The 24,789-nt window shown below is 50.9% G+C and carries 1 protein-coding gene (only partly in view); it reads left to right on the top strand.

From position 1 onward, the window contains the following. On the top strand, positions 1-24,789 hold the 3' portion of the coding sequence (locus QUE60_RS06750) for an autotransporter-associated beta strand repeat-containing protein (protein WP_286226492.1). 19,806 nt of this gene lie to the left of the window's left edge; 24,789 of the gene's 44,595 nt are visible here — the last part of the coding sequence; its start codon lies beyond the left edge, outside the window; the stop codon is at positions 24,787-24,789.

Raw genomic sequence — 24,789 nt, 5'->3', positions numbered from 1 at the left:
ATCAATGGGCCGCTTCTTTGGAACGGTGGTGACATCACGACTAGTTCCGGTCTTGTATCTTTACTTGGAAATATTACTTTGGGCGGAACGGGTACACGAACAGTCTCAACAACGAGCGGTGAGATCACGATTGGTACCAACTCTAGTAATACCGTTACTGGAAATGCAGTTAATTTGACATTGAATAGCGGCTCCGCCAACATCACGATTAATTCTTCGTTCAGTAATATTGGTGATCTGGGTCTTGGGGTAACGGGACAAACTGGATCCATTTATATCTTGAATGACGTTACTGCTGCAGGTTTGATTACCGGTACTACAAATTACGATATTTATATTGGACAAGCACCATCGAGTATCGATTACATTCAAATTACCGTTGACAATGGCTACACCGCCTATTTAAACGGAACTACTCTGGGATCAGGGTCAGACTGGGGTTCAGCGCAGAAGTATTCAAATCCAAGTTCCGCGGTGAATGGGGTCAATATTTTTGCGGTGGCCGCCTATGATGCCGGAGGCATCGCTGCACTTCAGGCTGAGATTAAGTTATCCAATGGGACTGTGTTGGGTAGTGACGAAACTTGGAAATTAACCACATCAAACCCAACTTCTAATGCCAATTGGAATAAGTCTGGTTACAACGATGCTTCCTGGACCACGCCAAATGCAAACGCAGTTTGGCCCAATGATTCTGGACCATGGGGAAATAGACTCGACAATACCGTTGGCAAATGGATTTGGTCATCCAATAACGATGCCGACAATAATGTCTGGTTCAGATATGCCTTTACTGTGAACAGTAGTGGTAGCAATACCAATAGTTTTGTGATTGGTTCCGGTGCCACCATTCAAAATACTGGAAGGCTTAATATTCAAACCTCTGGAACAGTGTCGTTTGGAGGCAATTTAGTTGCTCAAACTCAATCAGCCATCAGTTTGAATGCCAGTGTTGCTGTCTCTGGTGCTGCTACTATCGGTGGTGCCTCAACCCCGGTTACGCTCACTGGAAACTCATCGATCTCTACTGCGACAGCCAATGCGAATGCTGGTGCAAACCTTGCGATCGCTGGGGCAGTTGACGGTGCTTTTAGCCTTAGCCTGGCTGCAAAGGCGGGCGAAATCACACTAAGTCGCCCAATTGGAGCAACAACCGCTCTCACTTCTCTTGCAATTGATAACGCTCAGACTGGATCAGTTGCTATTAATGGGACCTATCGGTCTACCAGTTTTAGCTCCGGTACCGGAGTTTATAACCTGATATTTACTGGATCGACTGTTCAGGTAACGAATGCTACAACATTTGGTAATCTAGGTACCTTGCAAATTGGAGATGCTGCTACAGATTCAGGAACGTTTACTGGCGGCTTTACCGCGATCACACAAAGCGGTATCAGCCTAGCCGGATCGATTACGGCGAATGGTCCTACTACGATTGGAAGTAATTCTGCGGGAATCACTTTGCTTGAGAATGTTTCGATTAATACATCGGGCGGTTCCAATACAACTAACCGAGCTTTGACATTTAATGGCGACTTAGTTGGAAGTGGCAAGTCTTTAACTCTCAATACGGGTTCTGGAGTGCTCGCAACCAAAGGCCTTGGAATCAGCGGAGGCGGATTGGGGGCAATCACCATTACCTCAAATGAATTTAATCCGACTGGCGATATCTATGGCCAATCAACCTTAACTATTCGGCCTTCAACATCAGGCAATACGATGGTTTTGGGTGATTTGGACTCGACTAACGATAATACAAATTCAATTCTTGATCTGACTGTTACTGAGCTTGGTTATATCAAGCTAGGCTTTACTGGCATCACCTTTGGGTCTTCAACAACTGGTGCAATTAGTACCGCATCGAATCTAGCATTTACGAGCCCTGTGACTTTTGATACGAATGGCACGGCGCCGGTGTACCTGGGCGGTAATCTCAGCGGTAGTGGCACAGCAGCATTTACATTTAGCGATAAGGTCGTAATCACTGCAACATCTGTAACGGTTCAAACGGCCGACCAAGCGGTTACCTTTAATAGTACGTTGGATGGAACCACTCGGTATGGCCAAAGTCTGGTCCTAAACGTTGGAGCTGGTAGCGTAACCTTTAATGGTGCTATTGGAGCAACATTTGATCTTGATGTATTTACTTTAGAGGGTACCGGTACATATACGATTAATGCCCCAGTGAATACGGCATCCATTAATACTGGTGCTGGCGGCACAACGGTCATTGATACCCCAGTAGTGGCCACTGTAGGCTCTCAGACCTATAACAATGCATTGCTGATTAAACAAAACACCACGATATCAACCACCAACGCTAATATTACTTTTGCCTCAACCGTCAATACGCACCCTAGTGCCACAACTCCAACCCTAAGTGTTAATTCAGGTTCAGCCACCACCACCTTTAATGGCGCCGTAGGTGGGGTCAAAGTTCTCGGCACTACCTCCATTACTGCCGGCTCAGTGATCACTGGGGCAGGTGGCACGATTAATATGGGCGGTAGCGCTCTTTCAATCGCCGCTGATGCTATCAGCCTGGGCGCTAACATCTCGGGAACAAACACCTTAACCATTGCCCCTCGTACCGCAACTACGACGATTGGTTTGGCTGGAGCAGACGGCTCTCTCAATCTCACGAGTGCCGAGCTTGATTATTTACAAAACGGTTTCTCATCTATCACGATTGGTAGTGCGAGCGGCACAGGCAAGATCACGATCGGTGCTTACACCTTTAATGATTCCCTCACCCTGATTAATGGCGGTGCTAGCTCAAATGGTGGGATGCAATTTACAGGTGCGGTATCGGTTCTTGGTAGCTCTGGTACCACTAATACCTTGACCTTAAATACGCGTGGCACGGTAACCCAAGATAGTGGGGCAAGCATCACGGCGTTTGGTTTAGAACTCTTAGGTGCTGGCGCTACCTATACCCTAACGGATGGCACGAATGCTATTACAAATTTAGCGGGTAACACGGGTACAGTATCTTTTGCTGAAAATTCAGCCTATACAGTTACCACTGTCAATACAGTGAGCATGACCACCACTGGTAATTTGGTTTTAAGCGGTACCAATGGAATTACTTTGGCTGGAAATATCACCTCTGGTGCTGGCACACAAACTTATGTTGGCCCAATTACACTGGCCTCACAAGCCATTAGTTTGACTTCTACGAATGCTGCCATTACTTTTGACGGCCTAACATCAACAATTGATGGCGCACAAAACTTGACCATTAATAGTGGATCAGGGGCCATTACTCTCGGATCGACGATTGGTGCCGCTACGCCGATTAGAACTCTGAGTCTCACCAGCTCCAGTGGAATCAATATTGGTGGAAACATTACCAATGGCAGCACCCAAACCTTTACGGGACCAGCAGTGCTTACTGCAGACGCAGTTTTATCAACCACAGCTAGCGCAGCGACAGGTAACCAAATTTCCTTTACTAGTACGATTAATGGATCAACTGCCAACACTCAATCGCTAACCTTAAATGCCGGCACATCAGGAACAATTGGTGTTTCTGGAATTGTGGGGGGTATTACAACCCTTCGGAATTTAACGATCACTCACTCTGGTGGAGCTACCTTTAGCGCTGCCGTTACAACAGGTACCCAGGTTGCACTGACCAATACCGTTGGAACCATCTTATTTAGCGGAGCTTTATCAACAAATACTTTATCAGTTGGTGCGCAGGGATTTAATCTTTCGATGCCAGCTGCTTCTGGAACGATTGCTAATGCAGTTACCTTTGCGAACACCGGCACCTTAAGGCTGGGCGTGAGTGGAGGAACTCAAACTTATACCGGTGGTTTCACTGCAACGACGCCAAGTGGGGTTACCTTACATGGCACATTCAATGCTGCAGGTACGGTTGAAATTGGTGATGCTGGCACCGGTATTGCATTGGGCTCGAATACCAATATCTCGACGGCCAGTGGAAATGCAAACTTGACCCTTGGTGGCGCAATCACAGGTAGCGGAATCAATCTCTCGCTCTCTTCGGGTTCGGGTGTAATTAGCGTTGCCGGAGCCATAGGCGTTTCAGGCGCCGCATTAGGTAACGTCATAATTGCCGCCACTGGTGCACAAACGGGGGGCGTAACGATAGGTGGAAATATTTATGCTTCTACCTTGACTGTGAATTCAGGCGCCTATGATTTGCTCTTAACCGGAGCTGCAAAAGTTATCTCGAATGCGACTACTTTCAATAACACTGGAATATTGCAACTCGGTGCATCGAGCACAGATAGTCACACCTTTACAGCAGGCGGGACAGCTATCGCTCCCTCTGAGGTGAAGCTGGCAGGAAGTTTTGCTTCAACTTCTGCGAGCTTTACGATTGGTGATGCTGACACTCCAATCACATTATTAACAAATACCAGTTTTAGTATTGCCGAGTCGCCAGCCGCAACAACTACCTATACCAACAATACAACATGGGTAGTCCCCACTGGAGTTACATCGCTAACAGTTGATGCAATGGGTGCCAGAGGGGGCGGTTCTGGAGGTTTAGGTGGGCGTGTGCAGGCTACGGTTGCTGTATCCAGTGGCGATACTCTTTTAATTAATTTTGCTGGGGGAGCATCTGGGGGCGCAGGTTCCGGATCCTTCCCGGCTGGGTACTCTGGCGGGAACTACGCAGGACTCTTTTTAAATTCTGTTGCTCAGGCTAACGCCTTAGTTATTGCGGGCGGAGGTGGTGGAAGGGATGGTAGCGGTAGCGTGTCCGGCGGTGCCGGCGGCGGCTTAACTGGCGCGTCTGGAACAAATTCAAATAATAGTCAGTTCAGCTCAACTGGTGGCGGCGGTGGTACCCAAAGCGCTGGTGGAGCAGGAGGCACAATTGCATCGCCTGGTACAAACGCGTCTTCTGGTACAGCATTGGCGGGGGGTTCTGGTGCTCGAGGTATCAACGGTGGGTGGTCAAATATCCCCGGCGGCGGTGGTGGCGGTGGCGGTTATTTTGGTGGTGGCGGCGGAGCCGGCGGCAACGATCATGGCTCTGGTACTCGCAATGGATCTGGCGGTGGGGGTGGATCCTCTTACACCAATGCAGGTTACGTCACAAATGTAACCCATACTCAGGGGCACAATTCAGGGGGAGCTTCTCTAGCGATTTCCTATGCGGTAACTACTGGCGAAGTCGTTCTTGGCGGTACTGTGAATAGTGATGGTGCTACCCCACGCAATATTACGATTAGCACTGGTAGTGGAAACATTACCTTCACAGGAGCAGTGGGGGGTTCTCGCGGACTTGGCAATATCGCCTTGACAAGCACCGGAACAAGCACGTTCTCAGGAACTGTCGTGGCAGCCTCGGTAGTGCAAAATGGTACTACTGGTACCACCGCAATTAATGGTGGGGCAATTGATACGACCGGTGGAGTACAAACTTATGCCAACAATGTCAGCCTCGGAAATAGTGCAACTCTAACGGCTAGTACTGCAACCTTTAATGGCACGGTCTCTGGAGCCCATGGACTCAGTATTGCTGGTAACGCTGTATTTGGTAATGCCGACTCCGACACCGTCGTACTCACGGGTACGGCCAAGAATCTGTCCATCAGTGGCGCCACCACAATTAACACCAATGCAATCACGACTTCGGGTTCACAAACCTATAGTGGTGCCCTGACCATTGGCACTAACACCACGCTCACAGCGAGCAATGCCGACATTACCTTTAGTTCAACTGTCAATAGTGCAACGAGCACTGCTAGAACTTTAACGATAGATGTAGGCTCTGGAGTCCTTACCATTAATGGCGCTGTTGGAGGTATGAATATTTTGAGCACCACAGCACTTACTGCCGGCTCAGTGATCACTGGGGCAGGTGGCACGATTAATATGGGCGGTAGCGCTCTTTCAATCGCCGCTGATGCTATCAGCCTGGGCGCTAACATCTCGGGAACAAACACCTTAACCATTGCCCCTCGTACCGCAACTACGACGATTGGTTTGGCTGGAGCAGACGGCTCTCTCAATCTCACGAGTGCCGAGCTTGATTATTTACAAAACGGTTTCTCATCTATCACGATTGGTAGTGCGAGCGGCACAGGCAAGATCACGATCGGTGCTTACACCTTTAATGATTCCCTCACCCTGATTAATGGCGGTGCTAGCTCAAATGGTGGGATGCAATTTACAGGTGCGGTATCGGTTCTTGGTAGCTCTGGTACCACTAATACCTTGACCTTAAATACGCGTGGCACGGTAACCCAAGATAGTGGGGCAGATCTCTCTGCTGCCGGCCTGCAACTTCTCGGCACCGGCGGTACTTACACGCTCACCAACACTGGTAACGCGATTACTACTTTAGCCGGTAATACTGGCACTGTTTCATTTACCGAGAATGGCGACTTTGCGATTGGTACAGTCGGAACCGCTGGACTGACTACGAGCGGCAATCTGACATTAAGCACAACAGGAACAGTAACGCAGAGTCAAAATATTTCAGCAAGCGGTTTACGTTTATTGGGAACGGGTACCTTTACCTTAAGTCGCACAAGTAATGCGATTACGACTTTAGCTGCTGATACGGGTGTTCTAAGCTATGCACAGAACACGGCTTATACCGTCGGCTCTGTAACTACGGTTGGTATCACAACTACCGGTAATTTAAGCTTAAGTGGTACCGCTGGATACACCATCGCACAAAACATCACATCAGGCGGCACACAAACCTATACCGGCCCCATCACTTTATCTACCGGCGCTATTACGCTGACGGCGAGCGATTCTAATATTACGTTTAGTGGTTCAACCACCACCATCAATGGAGCAAGAGCACTCACCATTAATGCGGGTACTGGAGCGATTAGTTTTGGTGGAGTTATTGGCGGCAATGTAGCAATCAGTTCGCTAGATTTGCAGGGAACTGGAGCAAATACCCTACCAAGCGCAATTACCGCTACTAGCGACATTAATCTTAAGGGAGCTTCGCGTACGAATTCCCTCGTAGCTGCTACAACGCTTACGAGTAACTCGGCAGGAACAATTACTCTGGGCGATACTAATGGCGCTTTTACCTTAAACATTTCTAATGGAGCAGGTATCATTGATTTGGCAAATGTGGGTAATGGCACAAGCCTTCAGAGCCTGACCCTTTTCGGTACCGGTATTAATCAATTGCGGGGTAGCCTCACCACTACCGGTGCGATTGATCTAAGGGGCACCTCACGTACAACCCAACTGTTCTTTAGCCCAACAGTTACCACCACCAATGCCAATATCACGACGGGCACGATTGATGGCGGTACCGGAACAGTGGCCGGCACTTACTCATTAACCATTGCCAACGGTTCCGGCACCATTACGCTTGGAAATGTTGGTGGCACGATCGCGCTCTATGAGTTAACCCTCACTGGCACAGGCAATACGGTGGTGGGAAGTATTGATACCACCTATCGCTATAACTTGGGCGCTAGCCGTGGCTTGACACTTAGTGCCGATACTACCTATATCAATCCCTCGGATGCCGTTGTTCTCGGAAACATTACTCTGGCCAATGGTGTAACGATTACCCTGGGTAATGGCGGACCTGCAACCATTACGATTAACTCGATTGCGGGTACTGCTAGCGGTACAACATCGCACATTGTGATTAATTCAACTAGTACGGTTGGTGTTACAACAACCATCGGTACCGACATCGGCACGATTACCATCACCAACTCAGGTGGTACCACCTTCGGTGGCACCGTGAGTGCAGCATCGCTTGCAATCACTAGCACTACCGCGAATAACACCATCACCTTCAGTGACAACCTCACCCTGTCCACCGGTATGACCGTCGGTGCTGGCTCGGCTGCCTATAACGTCGTACTTAATGGTTCTACGAATAGCATCGCCGGTGCAACCACCTTTGCCAATACTGGTACGGTGACCTTAGGTAATGGTGGTGATACCACTGCGTTTACTGGTGGTGTTACTGCCACGGCTCCGAGCCGCATTCATCTTGGAGGAACGATTACCGCTGCTGGAAGCGGTGTAATTAATCTGGGCGCTCCGATTACCGTCAATTCGAATACAACAGTAGGCGGCACCTCCACTGGCGCCATCACTTTGGGTGCTACCACCCTCGCCGATGGTGTGACCCTCACCATTGGTACGGGCATTGCCAATGCTATTAACCTCTCTTCGATTGCGGGCACTGCAGACGGCACCACCTCAAACATTGTGATCAACACCACCGGTGCCGTCACCATCTCCAGCACCATCGGTACCGACATCGGCACGATCACCATCACTAACTCAGGTGGCACCACCTTCGGTGGCACCGTGAGTGCAGCATCGCTTGCAATCACTAGCACTACCGCGAATAACACCATCACCTTCAGTGACAACCTCACCCTGTCCACCGGTATGACCGTCGGTGCTGGCTCGGCTGCCTATAACGTCGTACTTAATGGTTCTACGAATAGCATCGCCGGTGCAACCACCTTTGCCAATACTGGTACGGTGACCTTAGGTAATGGTGGTGATACCACTGCGTTTACTGGTGGTGTTACTGCCACGGCTCCGAGTGCCATCACTGTTAACGGTACGGTGAGTGCAGCCGGTACTGGCGTGATTACCTTGGGTGATAGCAATACCGCACTGACCATCGGTGGTACCTCCACGATTGGTGGTACTTCTACCGGTCAAATTACCACCGGTGCAATTAATCTTAATAACAACCTCACCATTGGCACTGGTGTAGCCACCCCGATTAGCCTCACCACCGTAACGGGACCATCCAGTGGTAGCGCAAACCTCACTATTAACACCACTGGTGCAGTGACCGTCAGTGGTGCGATTGGTACCAATATCGGCACACTTACCATTACCAACTCAGGTGGCACCACCTTCAGTAGTACTGTTGGCGCTACTACCGTAACCCTGACCGATACCGCCGGTACCATCACCTTCAATGGCGCACTCACCGCCACCACTCTGAACACCAATAGTGCAGGGTACAACCTGGCGCTCAACGCTACCACCGGCACGATCACCAATGCGGTGACCTTCAGTAACACCGGTACCTTAACGCTTGGAGCAAGTGGGGGAACTTTAGCCTTCACCGGTGGTTTAACAGCGACCGCACCAAGTGCACGCACCATCAGGGGTACCATTAGCAGCAGCAATGCGGCGATGAGCTTCGGTGCGATTACCTTAGGCGCTGCGACGACACTGAATACCAACGCCACCACCAACGTGGCTGATCTCAGCATCGGTGCAGTGACTGGTGCAACATATAACCTGACACTCGTCACCGGTGGTGTAGCGGGTGCAGAAATTACTGGCTCCTCGGTCTCCGGTGTGGGTACGCTTATCATCACCCATTCTGGTGGCACGACCTTTAGTGGTACCGTAAATGCTACGACGGTAACACTCACCAATACTGTCGGCACGATCACATTTAATGATGCACTCACTACCAGCACACTCAATACCGCCACCCAAGCCTATAACTTAGCGCTTAATGGCGCCAGCGGTACGATTACGAATGCGGTGACCTTTAGCAACACCGGTACCTTAACGCTCGGTGCGAGCGGAGGAACACTCAGTTTTGGTGCTGCATTAACTGCGACTGCGCCAAGTGCGAAGTATTTATCCGGAACTATTGCGATTACATCTGGTTCAAGTGCTCTTAATTTGGGTACAACAGCAGTTAGCATTTTGGCTAATACAACAGTAGGCGGCACCTCCACTGGCGCCATCACTTTGGGTGCTACCACCCTCGCCGATGGTGTGACCCTCACCATTGGTACGGGCATTGCCAATGCTATTAACCTCTCTTCGATTGCGGGCACTGCAGACGGCACCACCTCAAACATTGTGATCAACACCACCGGTGCCGTCACCATCTCCAGCACCATCGGTACCGACATCGGCACGATCACCATCACTAACTCAGGTGGCACCACCTTCGGTGGCACCGTGAGTGCAGCATCGCTTGCAATCACTAGCACTACCGCGAATAACACCATCACCTTCAGTGACAACCTCACCCTGTCCACCGGTATGACCGTCGGTGCTGGCTCGGCTGCCTATAACGTCGTACTTAATGGTTCTACGAATAGCATCGCCGGTGCAACCACCTTTGCCAATACTGGTACGGTGACCTTAGGTAATGGTGGTGATACCACTGCGTTTACTGGTGGTGTTACTGCCACGGCTCCGAGTGCCATCACTGTTAACGGTACGGTGAGTGCAGCCGGTACTGGCGTGATTACCTTGGGTGATAGCAATACCGCACTGACCATCGGTGGTACCTCCACGATTGGTGGTACTTCTACCGGTCAAATTACCACCGGTGCAATTAATCTTAATAACAACCTCACCATTGGCACTGGTGTAGCCACCCCGATTAGCCTCACCACCGTAACGGGACCATCCAGTGGTAGCGCAAACCTCACTATTAACACCACTGGTGCAGTGACCGTCAGTGGTGCGATTGGTACCAATATCGGCACACTTACCATTACCAACTCAGGTGGCACCACCTTCAGTAGTACTGTTGGCGCTACTACCGTAACCCTGACCGATACCGCCGGTACCATCACCTTCAATGGCGCACTCACCGCCACCACTCTGAACACCAATAGTGCAGGGTACAACCTGGCGCTCAACGCTACCACCGGCACGATCACCAATGCGGTGACCTTCAGTAACACCGGTACCTTAACGCTTGGAGCAAGTGGGGGAACTTTAGCCTTCACCGGTGGTTTAACAGCGACCGCACCAAGTGCACGCACCATCAGGGGTACCATTAGCAGCAGCAATGCGGCGATGAGCTTCGGTGCGATTACCTTAGGCGCTGCGACGACACTGAATACCAACGCCACCACCAACGTGGCTGATCTCAGCATCGGTGCAGTGACTGGTGCAACATATAACCTGACACTCGTCACCGGTGGTGTAGCGGGTGCAGAAATTACTGGCTCCTCGGTCTCCGGTGTGGGTACGCTTATCATCACCCATTCTGGTGGCACGACCTTTAGTGGTACCGTAAATGCTACGACGGTAACACTCACCAATACTGTCGGCACGATCACATTTAATGATGCACTCACTACCAGCACACTCAATACCGCCACCCAAGCCTATAACTTAGCGCTTAATGGCGCCAGCGGTACGATTACGAATGCGGTGACCTTTAGCAACACCGGTACCTTAACGCTCGGTGCGAGCGGAGGAACACTCAGTTTTGGTGCTGCATTAACTGCGACTGCGCCATCGGCAATTACTCTGGCCGGAACCATCAACACTGACAGTGCGGCGGTTTCGATTGGTGCAACTGCAGTTACCACCACCTTAGCAGCTAATACTGTGATCAATACCTATGCCAATGCAGGTGCTGGTGCAGCGATTACGATCCATGGTCCTATTCAAGGAACTTCTGCTGGTCTTGAGGCGCTCACTCTTAAATCGAAGGGTGGAGTGGTGACACTCTCCGGTGTGATCGGCTCCTCCACTCAAATCGGTACGCTCACCTTAGGCGATGCAAGTCAGACTGGCACCATTACGGTCAATGGCACCATCGTTGCACAAGCTCTGGTCGTTGGTGCAAGTAGTGGATCCAATGCCTTTGCCATCGCGCTGAACAACATTGCCTTAGCGGTTGGTGCTACAACTATTACAACAACTGCCACGTTCTACAATACAGGCACGATTCGGTTGGGTGACTTCGCGACGGATACCTTTAGTTTTGTGGGCGGCCTATCGATCGCCAACGCTTCTGCAGTCACGATTAAAGCCCAGACAATTTCAGCTACTGCCAATGAGTTGTTTATCAATGTACCAGTCCGCTTTGAGGTCAGCACTACCTTAAGCCCCACTACGGGCCGAATTACGTTAGGGGCGGTGACTTTAGATGATGGCGCCACCTTGACGCTTGGCGCTGGCGCGGCCACACCCATGACCTTAAGTTCGATTTCGGGAACTGCCGCTGGTGCTAAATCGCACATTACGATCAATACCAGCGATGTGGTTACTTTAAGTGGCAGCATTGGTACGGATATTGGTACCTTGACCATCACCAACTCCGGCGGCATTACTTTTGGCGGCTCGGTCGGTGGCACTGGTGATCGCATCTCAACGCTTGCATTGACAACCAGTTCCGGCACTATTGAATTTAGCAATAATCTCTATGCGGGAACATTAACCAATGCTGGCGGTACTGCTGATATTAAGTTCTTCGGTACAACTACTGATGTGACTAATGCGGTCACACTCAATACAACTGGAGACGTTTACTACGGAGATGCGACGGGCGATACCCTCACATTCTCACGCGGCATCACGCATACCACTGGAAATAATATTCTCGCTGGAACATTTACGGCAGGCGATCCTACTCAATGTACTGGTGCAGTGAATTGCTCCTTTAATTTGGGTGGCACCACAAGCTTCCTCAATCAAACGAGCACCTTTGATTTTGGAACATCTGCGATTACCTTAAACAATGTGATTTTAGGTAATGGGGTTACGCTTTATTTGGGAAGTGGTAACTCTGGTGCGATTACGGTAGCCTCTATCACGGGAACTGTAGGTGGAGCTAGCTCAAACATTGTGATCAACACCACCGGTGCCGTCACCATCTCCAGCACCATCGGTACCGACATCGGCACGATCACCATCACTAACTCAGGTGGCACCACCTTCGGTGGCACCGTGAGTGCAGCATCGCTTGCAATCACTAGCACTACCGCGAATAACACCATCACCTTCAGTGACAACCTCACCCTGTCCACCGGTATGACCGTCGGTGCTGGCTCGGCTGCCTATAACGTCGTACTTAATGGTTCTACGAATAGCATCGCCGGTGCAACCACCTTTGCCAATACTGGTACGGTGACCTTAGGTAATGGTGGTGATACCACTGCGTTTACTGGTGGTGTTACTGCCACGGCTCCGAGTGCCATCACTGTTAACGGTACGGTGAGTGCAGCCGGTACTGGCGTGATTACCTTGGGTGATAGCAATACCGCACTGACCATCGGTGGTACCTCCACGATTGGTGGTACTTCTACCGGTCAAATTACCACCGGTGCAATTAATCTTAATAACAACCTCACCATTGGCACTGGTGTAGCCACCCCGATTAGCCTCACCACCGTAACGGGACCATCCAGTGGTAGCGCAAACCTCACTATTAACACCACTGGTGCAGTGACCGTCAGTGGTGCGATTGGTACCAATATCGGCACACTTACCATTACCAACTCAGGTGGCACCACCTTCAGTAGTACTGTTGGCGCTACTACCGTAACCCTGACCGATACCGCCGGTACCATCACCTTCAATGGCGCACTCACCGCCACCACTCTGAACACCAATAGTGCAGGGTACAACCTGGCGCTCAACGCTACCACCGGCACGATCACCAATGCGGTGACCTTCAGTAACACCGGTACCTTAACGCTTGGAGCGAGCGGAGGAACGCAAACTTATAGTAATGGCTTAACAGCACTGAGCCCATCAACAATCACGATGAATGGCGGCTTCACTGTTGGCGGAACGAGCACTTTGGGTGATAGTGATTCCACGATCACGTTTGGCAGTTCTATGACCTTCAGTGTGAATGCCTCCGGCACCCTTAGTATCGGGAGCGCAGTTAGTGGTTCGAATACTAATTTAACAATTGGTGGGGCTGGTAATACTGTGGTCAGCTCTAGCATTGCTACTGGAAGTGGTGCCTTAACTAAGTCGGGTGCCGGTATCTTAACCTTGAGTGCGAACAACACCTTTACGGGAACAACCACCATTAATGGCGGTATTGTGGTGATTCATGACGATGCCGCCTTGGGTGTAATTAGCTCCCTCAATTCTTCAGCAATCACCCTCAATAATGGGGTCTTACAAGCTAGCGAAACCTTTAGCCTAGATAGTAATCGCGGCATTACCGTGGGAAGCTCTGGCGGCGGACTGGCTGCAAACAGCGGAAAGACGTTGACTTTCGGTGGAGTAATCACTGGCAATCATCCACTCATGATTAATGGCGATGGCCAAATGGGCAGCGTAATACTTGCTGGTACAAATAATGCAAGCACCATCACGATTAGCGCTGGTACGCTACAAGTTGGTGTTGGTGGCAGCACCAACTCCATCGGTACTGATGCCATTACGAACAATGGCAATCTCATCTTTAATTTAGCGGGAGCGCAAACAGTCGGACGTGCGATATCCGGAACGGGCACCCTAGAATTTATGGGTTCAGCCACCTATACGTTGTCTGGCACGAATACTTATCAAGGTTTAACAACTCTTAGGTCCGGCACACTGGTAGTCACGAATTCAGCTGGGCTGGGATCAACCGATCAAGGTATTACTCTTAATGGGGGTGTTCTAGATCTTCAAGCGGATATTGGCGTAGAGCCAGTCATTCTTAATGGTGGATCGATCGCAACTTCCTCTGGCTCTGGCGCGTTCTCCGGCGCTTTAGTGCTCTCGAGCGACACCACCTTTGATGTTACGAGCGGTACATTAACAGTCTCAGGATTAATTTCTGAGACGGGCGGCAGTCGTTCCATTATCAAAACAGGTGATGGCACTTTATTGATGACGAACGCCAACACCTACTCGGGCGGCACTAATGTCAACAGTGGAACCTTAAAGGCTGGAATTAGTACTGTGATGAGTGGTGGCTCAATCAGCACTGGTGCTTTTGGTACAGGTGCAATTACTGTTGTTAGTGGTGCAACACTTGATTTAGCAGGTTATACCGTTGCGAACAATCTCAATTTAATTGGTGCTGGTACAGGCGCTACGGTCGGGGCGCTGACTAGTACGAGTGGCACAACTGGTTTAGCAAGCGGTAGCCTCACGTTCATGGGCCATACATCCATAGGCGGCACTCAGAATCTAACGATTAGCGGTGTGATTGGCGACGGTGGTAATGCATACAATTTAAATAAAGTCGGTACGAATACCGTAACCTTAAGCAACTCCAACACCTACACCGGCACCACCACCATTAATGCGGGTACCTTAAGTGTGACCGGCGCCTTATCGGATAGCACCGCCGTAACCGTAGCCAGTGGCGCTACCTATAACGTTGCTGCCAACGACACCATCGCCTCGGTACAAGGCGCTGGTAATGTCAACCTCAATAACTTCACACTCACCACCGGTGATAGCAACAACACCACCTTAAGCGGTGTGATGAGTGGTACGGGTAACCTCGTGAAGGTGGGTAGCGGCACGTTCACCCTAGCAGGCAATAACGATTACACCGGCACCACCACCATTAATGCGGGTACTGTTGTTGTCACCCATAACAATGGTTTGGGTACTACCGCTGGTGGCACCACAATTGCTAGTGGCGCCACCTTAGATCTCTATAACGTGACTGTTGGCGCTGAGGCTATTACCCTAAGTGGCGGCACTCTCAAGGATGTTACTAGTTCCTTGGCGGGTAATATCACCTTAACGGCTGACAGTACCATTAGCGCCACCAACGTAGGCGATCAGTTCACCTTGAGTGGTGTGATCTCCGGCCCCTACAGCATCACTAAGGGTGGTTTAGGTACGGTGATCTTCAGTGGCAATAACGATTACACCGGCACCACCACCATTAATGCGGGTACCTTAAGTGTGACCGGCGCCTTATCGGATAGCACCGCCGTAACCGTAGCCAGTGGCGCTACCTATAACGTTGCTGCCAACGACACCATCGCCTCGGTACAAGGCGCTGGTAATGTCAACCTCAATAACTTCACACTCACCACCGGTGATAGCAACAACACCACCTTAAGCGGTGTGATGAGTGGTACGGGTAACCTCGTGAAGGTGGGTAGCGGCACGTTCACCCTAGCAGGCAATAACGATTACACCGGCACCACCACCATTAATGCGGGTACCTTAAGTGTGACCGGCGCCTTATCGGATAGCACCGCCGTAACCGTAGCCAGTGGCGCTACCTATAACGTTGCTGCCAACGACACCATCGCCTCGGTACAAGGCGCTGGTAATGTCAACCTCAATAACTTCACACTCACCACCGGTGATAGCAACAACACCACCTTAAGCGGTGTGATGAGTGGTACGGGTAACCTCGTGAAGGTGGGTAGCGGCACGTTCACCCTAGCAGGCAATAACGATTACACCGGCACCACCACCATTAATGCGGGTACCTTGGCGATTAGTACGGATACCAACTTAGGTACCGCACCAGCGAGTGCCACACCTGGACATCTGGTTCTCAATGGCGGTACCTTAAACAGCACCGCTACCTTTACCTTAAGCGCCAATCGCGGTATTACCTTAGGTAGCTCTGGCGGCACCATCAATGTCAATGGGGCAACCACCTTAACCTATGGCGGCATCATGGCTGGTAGTGGAGCCTTTACGAAAGCCGGTGCTGGTACCTTAATCCTCTCCGGTAACAACACCTACACTGGTATCACCACCATCAGTGCCGGTACCTTAGGTGTGACCGGTACCTTAGGTAGTGGTACTTATATTGCTGATCTCGTCAACAACGGTATCTTGCACATCAATAGCAGTGCTAACCAAGAGCTCGGTGGCGTGATCAGTGGCTCAGGCTCGGTACTCAAAGAGGGTGCTGGCACCTTAATCCTCTCGGGTAATAACACCTATACCGGTAAGACCACCATTGCTGGCGGTCAGCTCAATATTGGCTCAGACGCGAACTTAGGTACTGCACCAGGCAGTGCGGTTGCCGATCAATTAACCCTCAATGGCGGTGCACTCTTTAATTACAACGGTGCGAATATCACCTTTGCTGCCAACCGTGGCATTACCTTAATCGGTAGCAACACCATCCAGGTCAATAACGGCACCACAATTACTGTGTCTGGAGTTATTACCGGCTCTGGCGCACTCACACTCTCCGCGAACGTTGGCTTAGATGGTGTCTTAATCCTCGCGGGTAATAACACCTACACCGGTAACACTACGATTACCGGCGGTACGTTTACAGTGACCGGTACTTTAGGTAATGGTAGCTACGCTGGTGCGATTGCTAATAATGGCATCTTGCTGGTCAACAGCAATACCAATCAAACCTACAGTGGTGGAATCAGTGGTGCTGGCTCTCTAGAGAAAGCAGGTAGCAGCACCTTAGCTCTAGGTAATACCAACGCCTACACCGGCACCACCACCATTAATGCGGGTACCTTAAGTGTGACCGGCGCCTTATCGGATAGCACCGCCGTAACCGTAGCCAGTGGCGCTACCTATAACGTTGCTGCCAACGACACCATCGCCTCGGTACAAGGCGCTGGTAATGTCAACCTCAATAACTTCACACTCACCACCGGTGATAGCAACAACACCACCTTAAGCGGTGTGATGAGTGGTACGGGTAACCTCGTGAAGGTGGGTAGCGGCACGTTCACCCTAGCAGGCAATAACGATTACACCGGCACCACCACCATTAATGCGGGTACCTTAAGTGTGACCGGCGCCTTATCGGATAGCACCGCCGTAACCGTAGCCAGTGGCGCTACCTATAACGTTGCTGCCAACGACACCATCGCCTCGGTACAAGGCGCTGGTAATGTCAACCTCAATAACTTCACACTCACCACCGGTGATAGCAACAACACCACCTTAAGCGGTGTGATGAGTGGTACGGGTAACCTCGTGAAGGTGGGTAGCGGCACGTTCACCCTAGCAGGCAATAACGATTACACCGGCACCACCACCATTAATGCGGGTACCTTGGCGATTAGTACGGATACCAACTTAGGTACCGCACCAGCGAGTGCCACACCTGGACATCTGGTTCTCAATGGCGGTACCTTAAACAGCACCGCTACCTTTACCTTAAGCGCCAATCGCGGTATTACCTTAGGTAGCTCTGGCGGCACCATCAATGTCAATGGGGCAACCACCTTAACCTATGGCGGCATCATGGCTGGTAGTGGAGCCTTTACGAAAGCCGGTGCTGGTACCTTAATCCTCTCCGGTAACAACACCTACACTGGTATCACCACCATCAGTGCCGGTACCTTAGGTGTGACCGGTACCTTAGGTAGTGGTACTTATATTGCTGATCTCGTCAACAACGGTATCTTGCACATCAATAGCAGTGCTAACCAAGAGCTCGGTGGCGTGATCAGTGGCTCAGGCTCGGTACTCAAAGAGGGTGCTGGCACCTTAATCCTCTCGGGTAATAACACCTATACCGGTAAGACCACCATTGCTGGCGGTCAGCTCAATATTGGCTCAGACGCGAACTTAGGTACTGCACCAGGCAGTGCGGTTGCCGATCAATTAACCCTCAATGGCGGTGCACTCTTTAATTACAACGGTGCGAATATCACCTTTGCTGCCAACCGTGGCATTACCTTAATCGGTAGCAACACCATCCAGGTCAATAACGGCACCACAATTACTGTGTCTGGAGTTATTACCGGCTCTGGCGCACTCACACTCTCCGCGAACGTTGGCTTAGATGGTGTCTTAATCCTCGCGGGTAATAACACCTACACCGGTAACACTACGATTACCGGCGGTACGTTTACAGTGACCGGTACTTTAGGTAATGGTAGCTACGCTGGTGCGATTGCTAATAATGGCATCTTGCTGGTCAACAGCAATACCAATCAAACCTACAGTGGTGGAATCAGTGGTGCTGGCTCTCTAGAGAAAGCAGGTAGCAGCACCTTAGCTCTAGGTAATACCAACGCCTACACCGGCACCACCACCATTAATGCGGGTACCTTAAGTGTGACCGGCGCCTTATCGGATAGCACCGCCGTAACCGTAGCCAGTGGCGCTACCTATAACGTTGCTGCCAACGACACCATCGCCTCGGTACAAGGCGCTGGTAATGTCAACCTCAATAACTTCACACTCACCACCGGTGATAGCAACAACACCACCTTAAGCGGTGTGATGAGTGGTACGGGTAACCTCGTGAAGGTGGGTAGCGGCACGTTCACCCTAGCAGGCAATAACGATTACACCGGCACCACCACCATTAATGCGGGTACCTTAAGTGTGACCGGCGCCTTATCGGATAGCACCGCCGTAACCGTAGCCAGTGGCGCTACCTATAACGTTGCTGCCAACGACACCATCGCCTCGGTACAAGGCGCTGGTAATGTCAACCTCAATAACTTCACACTCACCACCGGTGATAGCAACAACACCACCTTAAGCGGTGTGATGAGTGGTACGGGTAACCTCGTGAAGGTGGGTAGCGGCACGTTCACCCTAGCAGGCAATAACGATTACACCGGCACCACCACCATTAATGCGGGTACCTTAAGTGTGACCGGCGCCTTATCGGATAGCACCGCCGTAACCGTAGCCAGTGGCGCTACCTATAACGTTGCTGCCAACGACACCATCGCCTCGGTACAAGGCGCTGGTAATGTCAACCTCAATAACTTCACACTCACCACCGGTGATAGCAACAACACCACCTTAAGCGGTGTGATGAGTGGTACGGGTAACCTCGTGAAGGTGGGTAGCGGCACGTTCACCCTAGCAGGCAATAACGATTACACCGGCACCACCACCATTAATGCGGGTACCTTGGCGATTAGTACGGATACCAACTTAGGTACCGCACCAGCGAGTGCCACACCTGGACATCTGGTTCTCAATGGCGGTACCTTAAACAGCACCGCTACCTTTACCTTAAGCGCCAATCGCGGTATTACCTTAGGTAGCTCTGGCGGCACCATCAATGTCAATGGGGCAACCACCTTAACCTATGGCGGCATCATGGCTGGTAGTGGAGCCTTTACGAAAGCCGGTGCTGGTACCTTAATCCTCTCCGGTAACAACACCTACACTGGTATCACCACCATCAGTGCCGGTACCTTAGGTGTGACCGGTACCTTAGGTAGTGGTACTTATATTGCTGATCTCGTCAACAACGGTATCTTGCACATCAATAGCAGTGCTAACCAAGAGCTCGGTGGCGTGATCAGTGGCTCAGGCTCGGTACTCAAAGAGGGTGCTGGCACCTTAATCCTCTCGGGTAATAACACCTATACCGGTAAGACCACCATTGCTGGCGGTCAGCTCAATATTGGCTCAGACGCGAACTTAGGTACTGCACCAGGCAGTGCGGTTGCCGATCAATTAACCCTCAATGGCGGTGCACTCTTTAATTACAACGGTGCGAATATCACCTTTGCTGCCAACCGTGGCATTACCTTAATCGGTAGCAACACCATCCAGGTCAATAACGGCACCACAATTACTGTGTCTGGAGTTATTACCGGCTCTGGCGCACTCACACTCTCCGCGAACGTTGGCTTAGATGGTGTCTTAATCCTCGCGGGTAATAACACCTACACCGGTAACACTACGATTACCGGCGGTACGTTTACAGTGACCGGTACTTTAGGTAATGGTAGCTACGCTGGTGCGATTGCTAATAATGGCATCTTGCTGGTCAACAGCAATACCAATCAAACCTACAGTGGTGGAATCAGTGGTGCTGGCTCTCTAGAGAAAGCAGGTAGCAGCACCTTAGCTCTAGGTAATACCAACGCCTACACCGGCACCACCACCATTAATGCGGGTACCTTAAGTGTGACCGGCGCCTTATCGGATAGCACCGCCGTAACCGTAGCCAGTGGCGCTACCTATAACGTTGCTGCCAACGACACCATCGCCTCGGTACAAGGCGCTGGTAATGTCAACCTCAATAACTTCACACTCACCACCGGTGATAGCAACAACACCACCTTAAGCGGTGTGATGAGTGGTACGGGTAACCTCGTGAAGGTGGGTAGCGGCACGTTCACCCTAGCAGGCAATAACGATTACACCGGCACCACCACCATTAATGCGGGTACTGTTGTTGTCACCCATAACAATGGTTTGGGTACTACCGCTGGTGGCACCACAATTGCTAGTGGCGCCACCTTAGATCTCTATAACGTGACTGTTGGCGCTGAGGCTATTACCCTAAGTGGCGGCACTCTCAAGGATGTTACTAGTTCCTTGGCGGGTAATATCACCTTAACGGCTGACAGTACCATTAGCGCCACCAACGTAGGCGATCAGTTCACCTTGAGTGGTGTGATCTCCGGCCCCTACAGCATCACTAAGGGTGGTTTAGGTACGGTGATCTTCAGTGGCAATAACGATTACACCGGCACCACCACCATTAATGCGGGTACCTTAAGTGTGACCGGCGCCTTATCGGATAGCACCGCCGTAACCGTAGCCAGTGGCGCTACCTATAACGTTGCTGCCAACGACACCATCGCCTCGGTACAAGGCGCTGGTAATGTCAACCTCAATAACTTCACACTCACCACCGGTGATAGCAACAACACCACCTTAAGCGGTGTGATGAGTGGTACGGGTAACCTCGTGAAGGTGGGTAGCGGCACGTTCACCCTAGCAGGCAATAACGATTACACCGGCACCACCACCATTAATGCGGGTACCTTGGCGATTAGTACGGATACCAACTTAGGTACCGCACCAGCGAGTGCCACACCTGGACATCTGGTTCTCAATGGCGGTACCTTAAACAGCACCGCTACCTTTACCTTAAGCGCCAATCGCGGTATTACCTTAGGTAGCTCTGGCGGCACCATCAATGTCAATGGGGCAACCACCTTAACCTATGGCGGCATCATGGCTGGTAGTGGAGCCTTTACGAAAGCCGGTGCTGGTACCTTAATCCTCTCCGGTAACAACACCTACACTGGTATCACCACCATCAGTGCCGGTACCTTAGGTGTGACCGGTACCTTAGGTAGTGGTACTTATATTGCTGATCTCGTCAACAACGGTATCTTGCACATCAATAGCAGTGCTAACCAAGAGCTCGGTGGCGTGATCAGTGGCTCAGGCTCGGTACTCAAAGAGGGTGCTGGCACCTTAATCCTCTCGGGTAATAACACCTATACCGGTAAGACCACCATTGCTGGCGGTCAGCTCAATATTGGCTCAGACGCGAACTTAGGTACTGCACCAGGCAGTGCGGTTGCCGATCAATTAACCCTCAATGGCGGTGCACTCTTTAATTACAACGGTGCGAATATCACCTTTGCTGCCAACCGTGGCATTACCTTAATCGGTAGCAACACCATCCAGGTCAATAACGGCACCACAATTACTGTGTCTGGAGTTATTACCGGCTCTGGCGCACTCACACTCTCCGCGAACGTTGGCTTAGATGGTGTCTTAATCCTCGCGGGTAATAACACCTACACCGGTAACACTACGATTACCGGCGGTACGTTTACAGTGACCGGTACTTTAGGTAATGGTAGCTACGCTGGTGCGATTGCTAATAATGGCATCTTGCTGGTCAACAGCAATACCAATCAAACCTACAGTGGTGGAATCAGTGGTGCTGGCTCTCTAGAGAAAGCAGGTAGCAGCACCTTAGCTCTAGGTAATACCAACGCCTACACCGGCACCACCACCATTAATGCGGGTACCTTAAGTGTGACCGGCGCCTTATCGGATAGCACCGCCGTAACCGTAGCCAGTGGCGCTACCTATAACGTTGCTGCCAACGACACCATCGCCTCGGTACAAGGCGCTGGTAATGTCAACCTCAATAACTTCACACTCACCACCGGTGATAGCAACAACACCACCTTAAGCGGTGTGATGAGTGGTACGGGTAACCTCGTGAAGGTGGGTAGCGGCACGTTCACCCTAGCAGGCAATAACGATTACACCGGCACCACCACCATTAATGCGGGTACCTTAAGTGTGACCGGCGCCTTATCGGATAGCACCGCCGTAACCGTAGCCAGTGGCGCTACCTATAACGTTGCTGCCAACGACACCATCGCCTCGGTACAAGGCGCTGGTAATGTCAACCTCAATAACTTCACACTCACCACCGGTGATAGCAACAACACCACCTTAAGCGGTGTGATGAGTGGTACGGGTAACCTCGTGAAGGTGGGTAGCGGCACGTTCACCCTAGCAGGCAATAACGATTACACCGGCACCACCACCATTAATGCGGGTACCTTGGCGATTAGTACGGATACCAACTTAGGTACCGCACCAGCGAGTGCCACACCTGGACATCTGGTTCTCAATGGCGGTACCTTAAACAGCACCGCTACCTTTACCTTAAGCGCCAATCGCGGTATTACCTTAGGTAGCTCTGGCGGCACCATCAATGTCAATGGGGCAACCACCTTAACCTATGGCGGCATCATGGCTGGTAGTGGAGCCTTTACGAAAGCCGGTGCTGGTACCTTAATCCTCTCCGGTAACAACACCTACACTGGTATCACCACCATCAGTGCCGGTACCTTAGGTGTGACCGGTAGCTTATCGGATAGTACGGTTGTAACTGTTACGGCCGGAGCCACCTACAGTATTGATGCGGATGAGATTGCCAGCGTAATCAATGGCTCAGGAACCATCCTATTAAATGCGAATTTGACTATTAATGGTAGCAACCCAAGTGCCAACATCACGGGTTCGATTGGGGGTAATGGTTCCTTAATTAAGACTGGATCAGGAGCGCTGGTTCTCTCAGGGGATAACTCCTTTACCGGTAATCTGGTGATGAATAACTCCCAATTGACTCTTGCTAATCCTAATGCGTTGGCAAACAGTACCTTGGTTGTTAGTTTGGGTAACTTAGCGTTAGATAGCGGTGTCACCTTATCGACATTACGTGTTATTGGACGGGTGGTGATTCAGACGGATATTCGGTCAACGGGTTCACAATCCTATGGCGGTGATGTTGTCATTGCTCCAGCGAGTGGTTCTTCAGTATCGATCTCAAGTACAGGATCCGACATTAGCTTTAATGGCTTAATTGATGGGGTATCAAAAGTCACATCATTAACAGTAAGCGCCCCAAGCGGAACCGTAACGATCGGTGATAGCATCGGCTCCGCCTCTCCAATTGATGTCTTAAGAGTAACGGGTCGGGATATTGTGATTAAGGGTGATGTGCTGACCCATCGTGAGCAGTATTACACTGGTAACGTTCTCATTAGTGATAACGGTCGCCCCGGATTCTTATTCGATCGGTTTGTGCAATCGACTAGACCAGTTGAAGGTTTCACTACATCATCGCGCGCAAAAACCAGAACCTTCTTATCAATGGATCCAAAGGTTGAATTCAATGGACCTGTTAATCCAGATACCACCGATACATATACCTTATTAGTCGCAGCAGTATGGTTGGGTATCGTAGATGCCAATATCCCCGATACCGTGCCACTCGTCACATTCAATGGCCCTGTAGGAAATATTCGACCCTTCTTCTCGACTAATTTCCAAACCCTGCAATTGAGTGATATCACGGGTGGCACGAAGTCCGTTGCTGGAATCATCACCGTTAAAGAAGCTGTGCAAACAGCAGCTGAGCAAAATTACAGTACTGCCGAAATGCGTGTTTCGGGAAGCGCATCAGGCTCTACGATGACCTTCACCTCAACGCGTAGTGGGTCAATTAATTACGATGTTTCTCAACTCAATGGACAATTTAATGTGGTGGGTGATGGATCAACCCGCATGGTGATCGATGGTAATACTAATTTCACCGGAACCGGGGTTCGACTCGGTGGAGTAAGTCGTCCTTGGATTGAGCGTCGCGATGCCCAACTTGCAGCCCAACGCGCTGCGGCAGCAAGCGGTGGAAACTTGCAAACAACGCTCAAATTTAGCAATATGCTGAGTTTGAATGAAGTAACCACTACTCGCAGTGGAGTGACCGTGGTAATGGACGAGTCTGTGAAGTCAAGTCAAGGTACTGGATCGGCTGGAAGCTCCCTTGCGGGAAGTGAACAGCCAACCACAAGACCGCCAGTTGATGACGAACTTTGTGCACAAGAGCCGCTAGCTGTAGCCTGTCGTTAA

The organism is Polynucleobacter sp. HIN11 (assembly GCF_030297675.1).
Lineage (GTDB): Bacteria > Pseudomonadota > Gammaproteobacteria > Burkholderiales > Burkholderiaceae > Polynucleobacter.
Note: the sequence above shows the minus strand (reverse complement) of the source record. Positions and strands in the feature narration are given on the sequence as shown.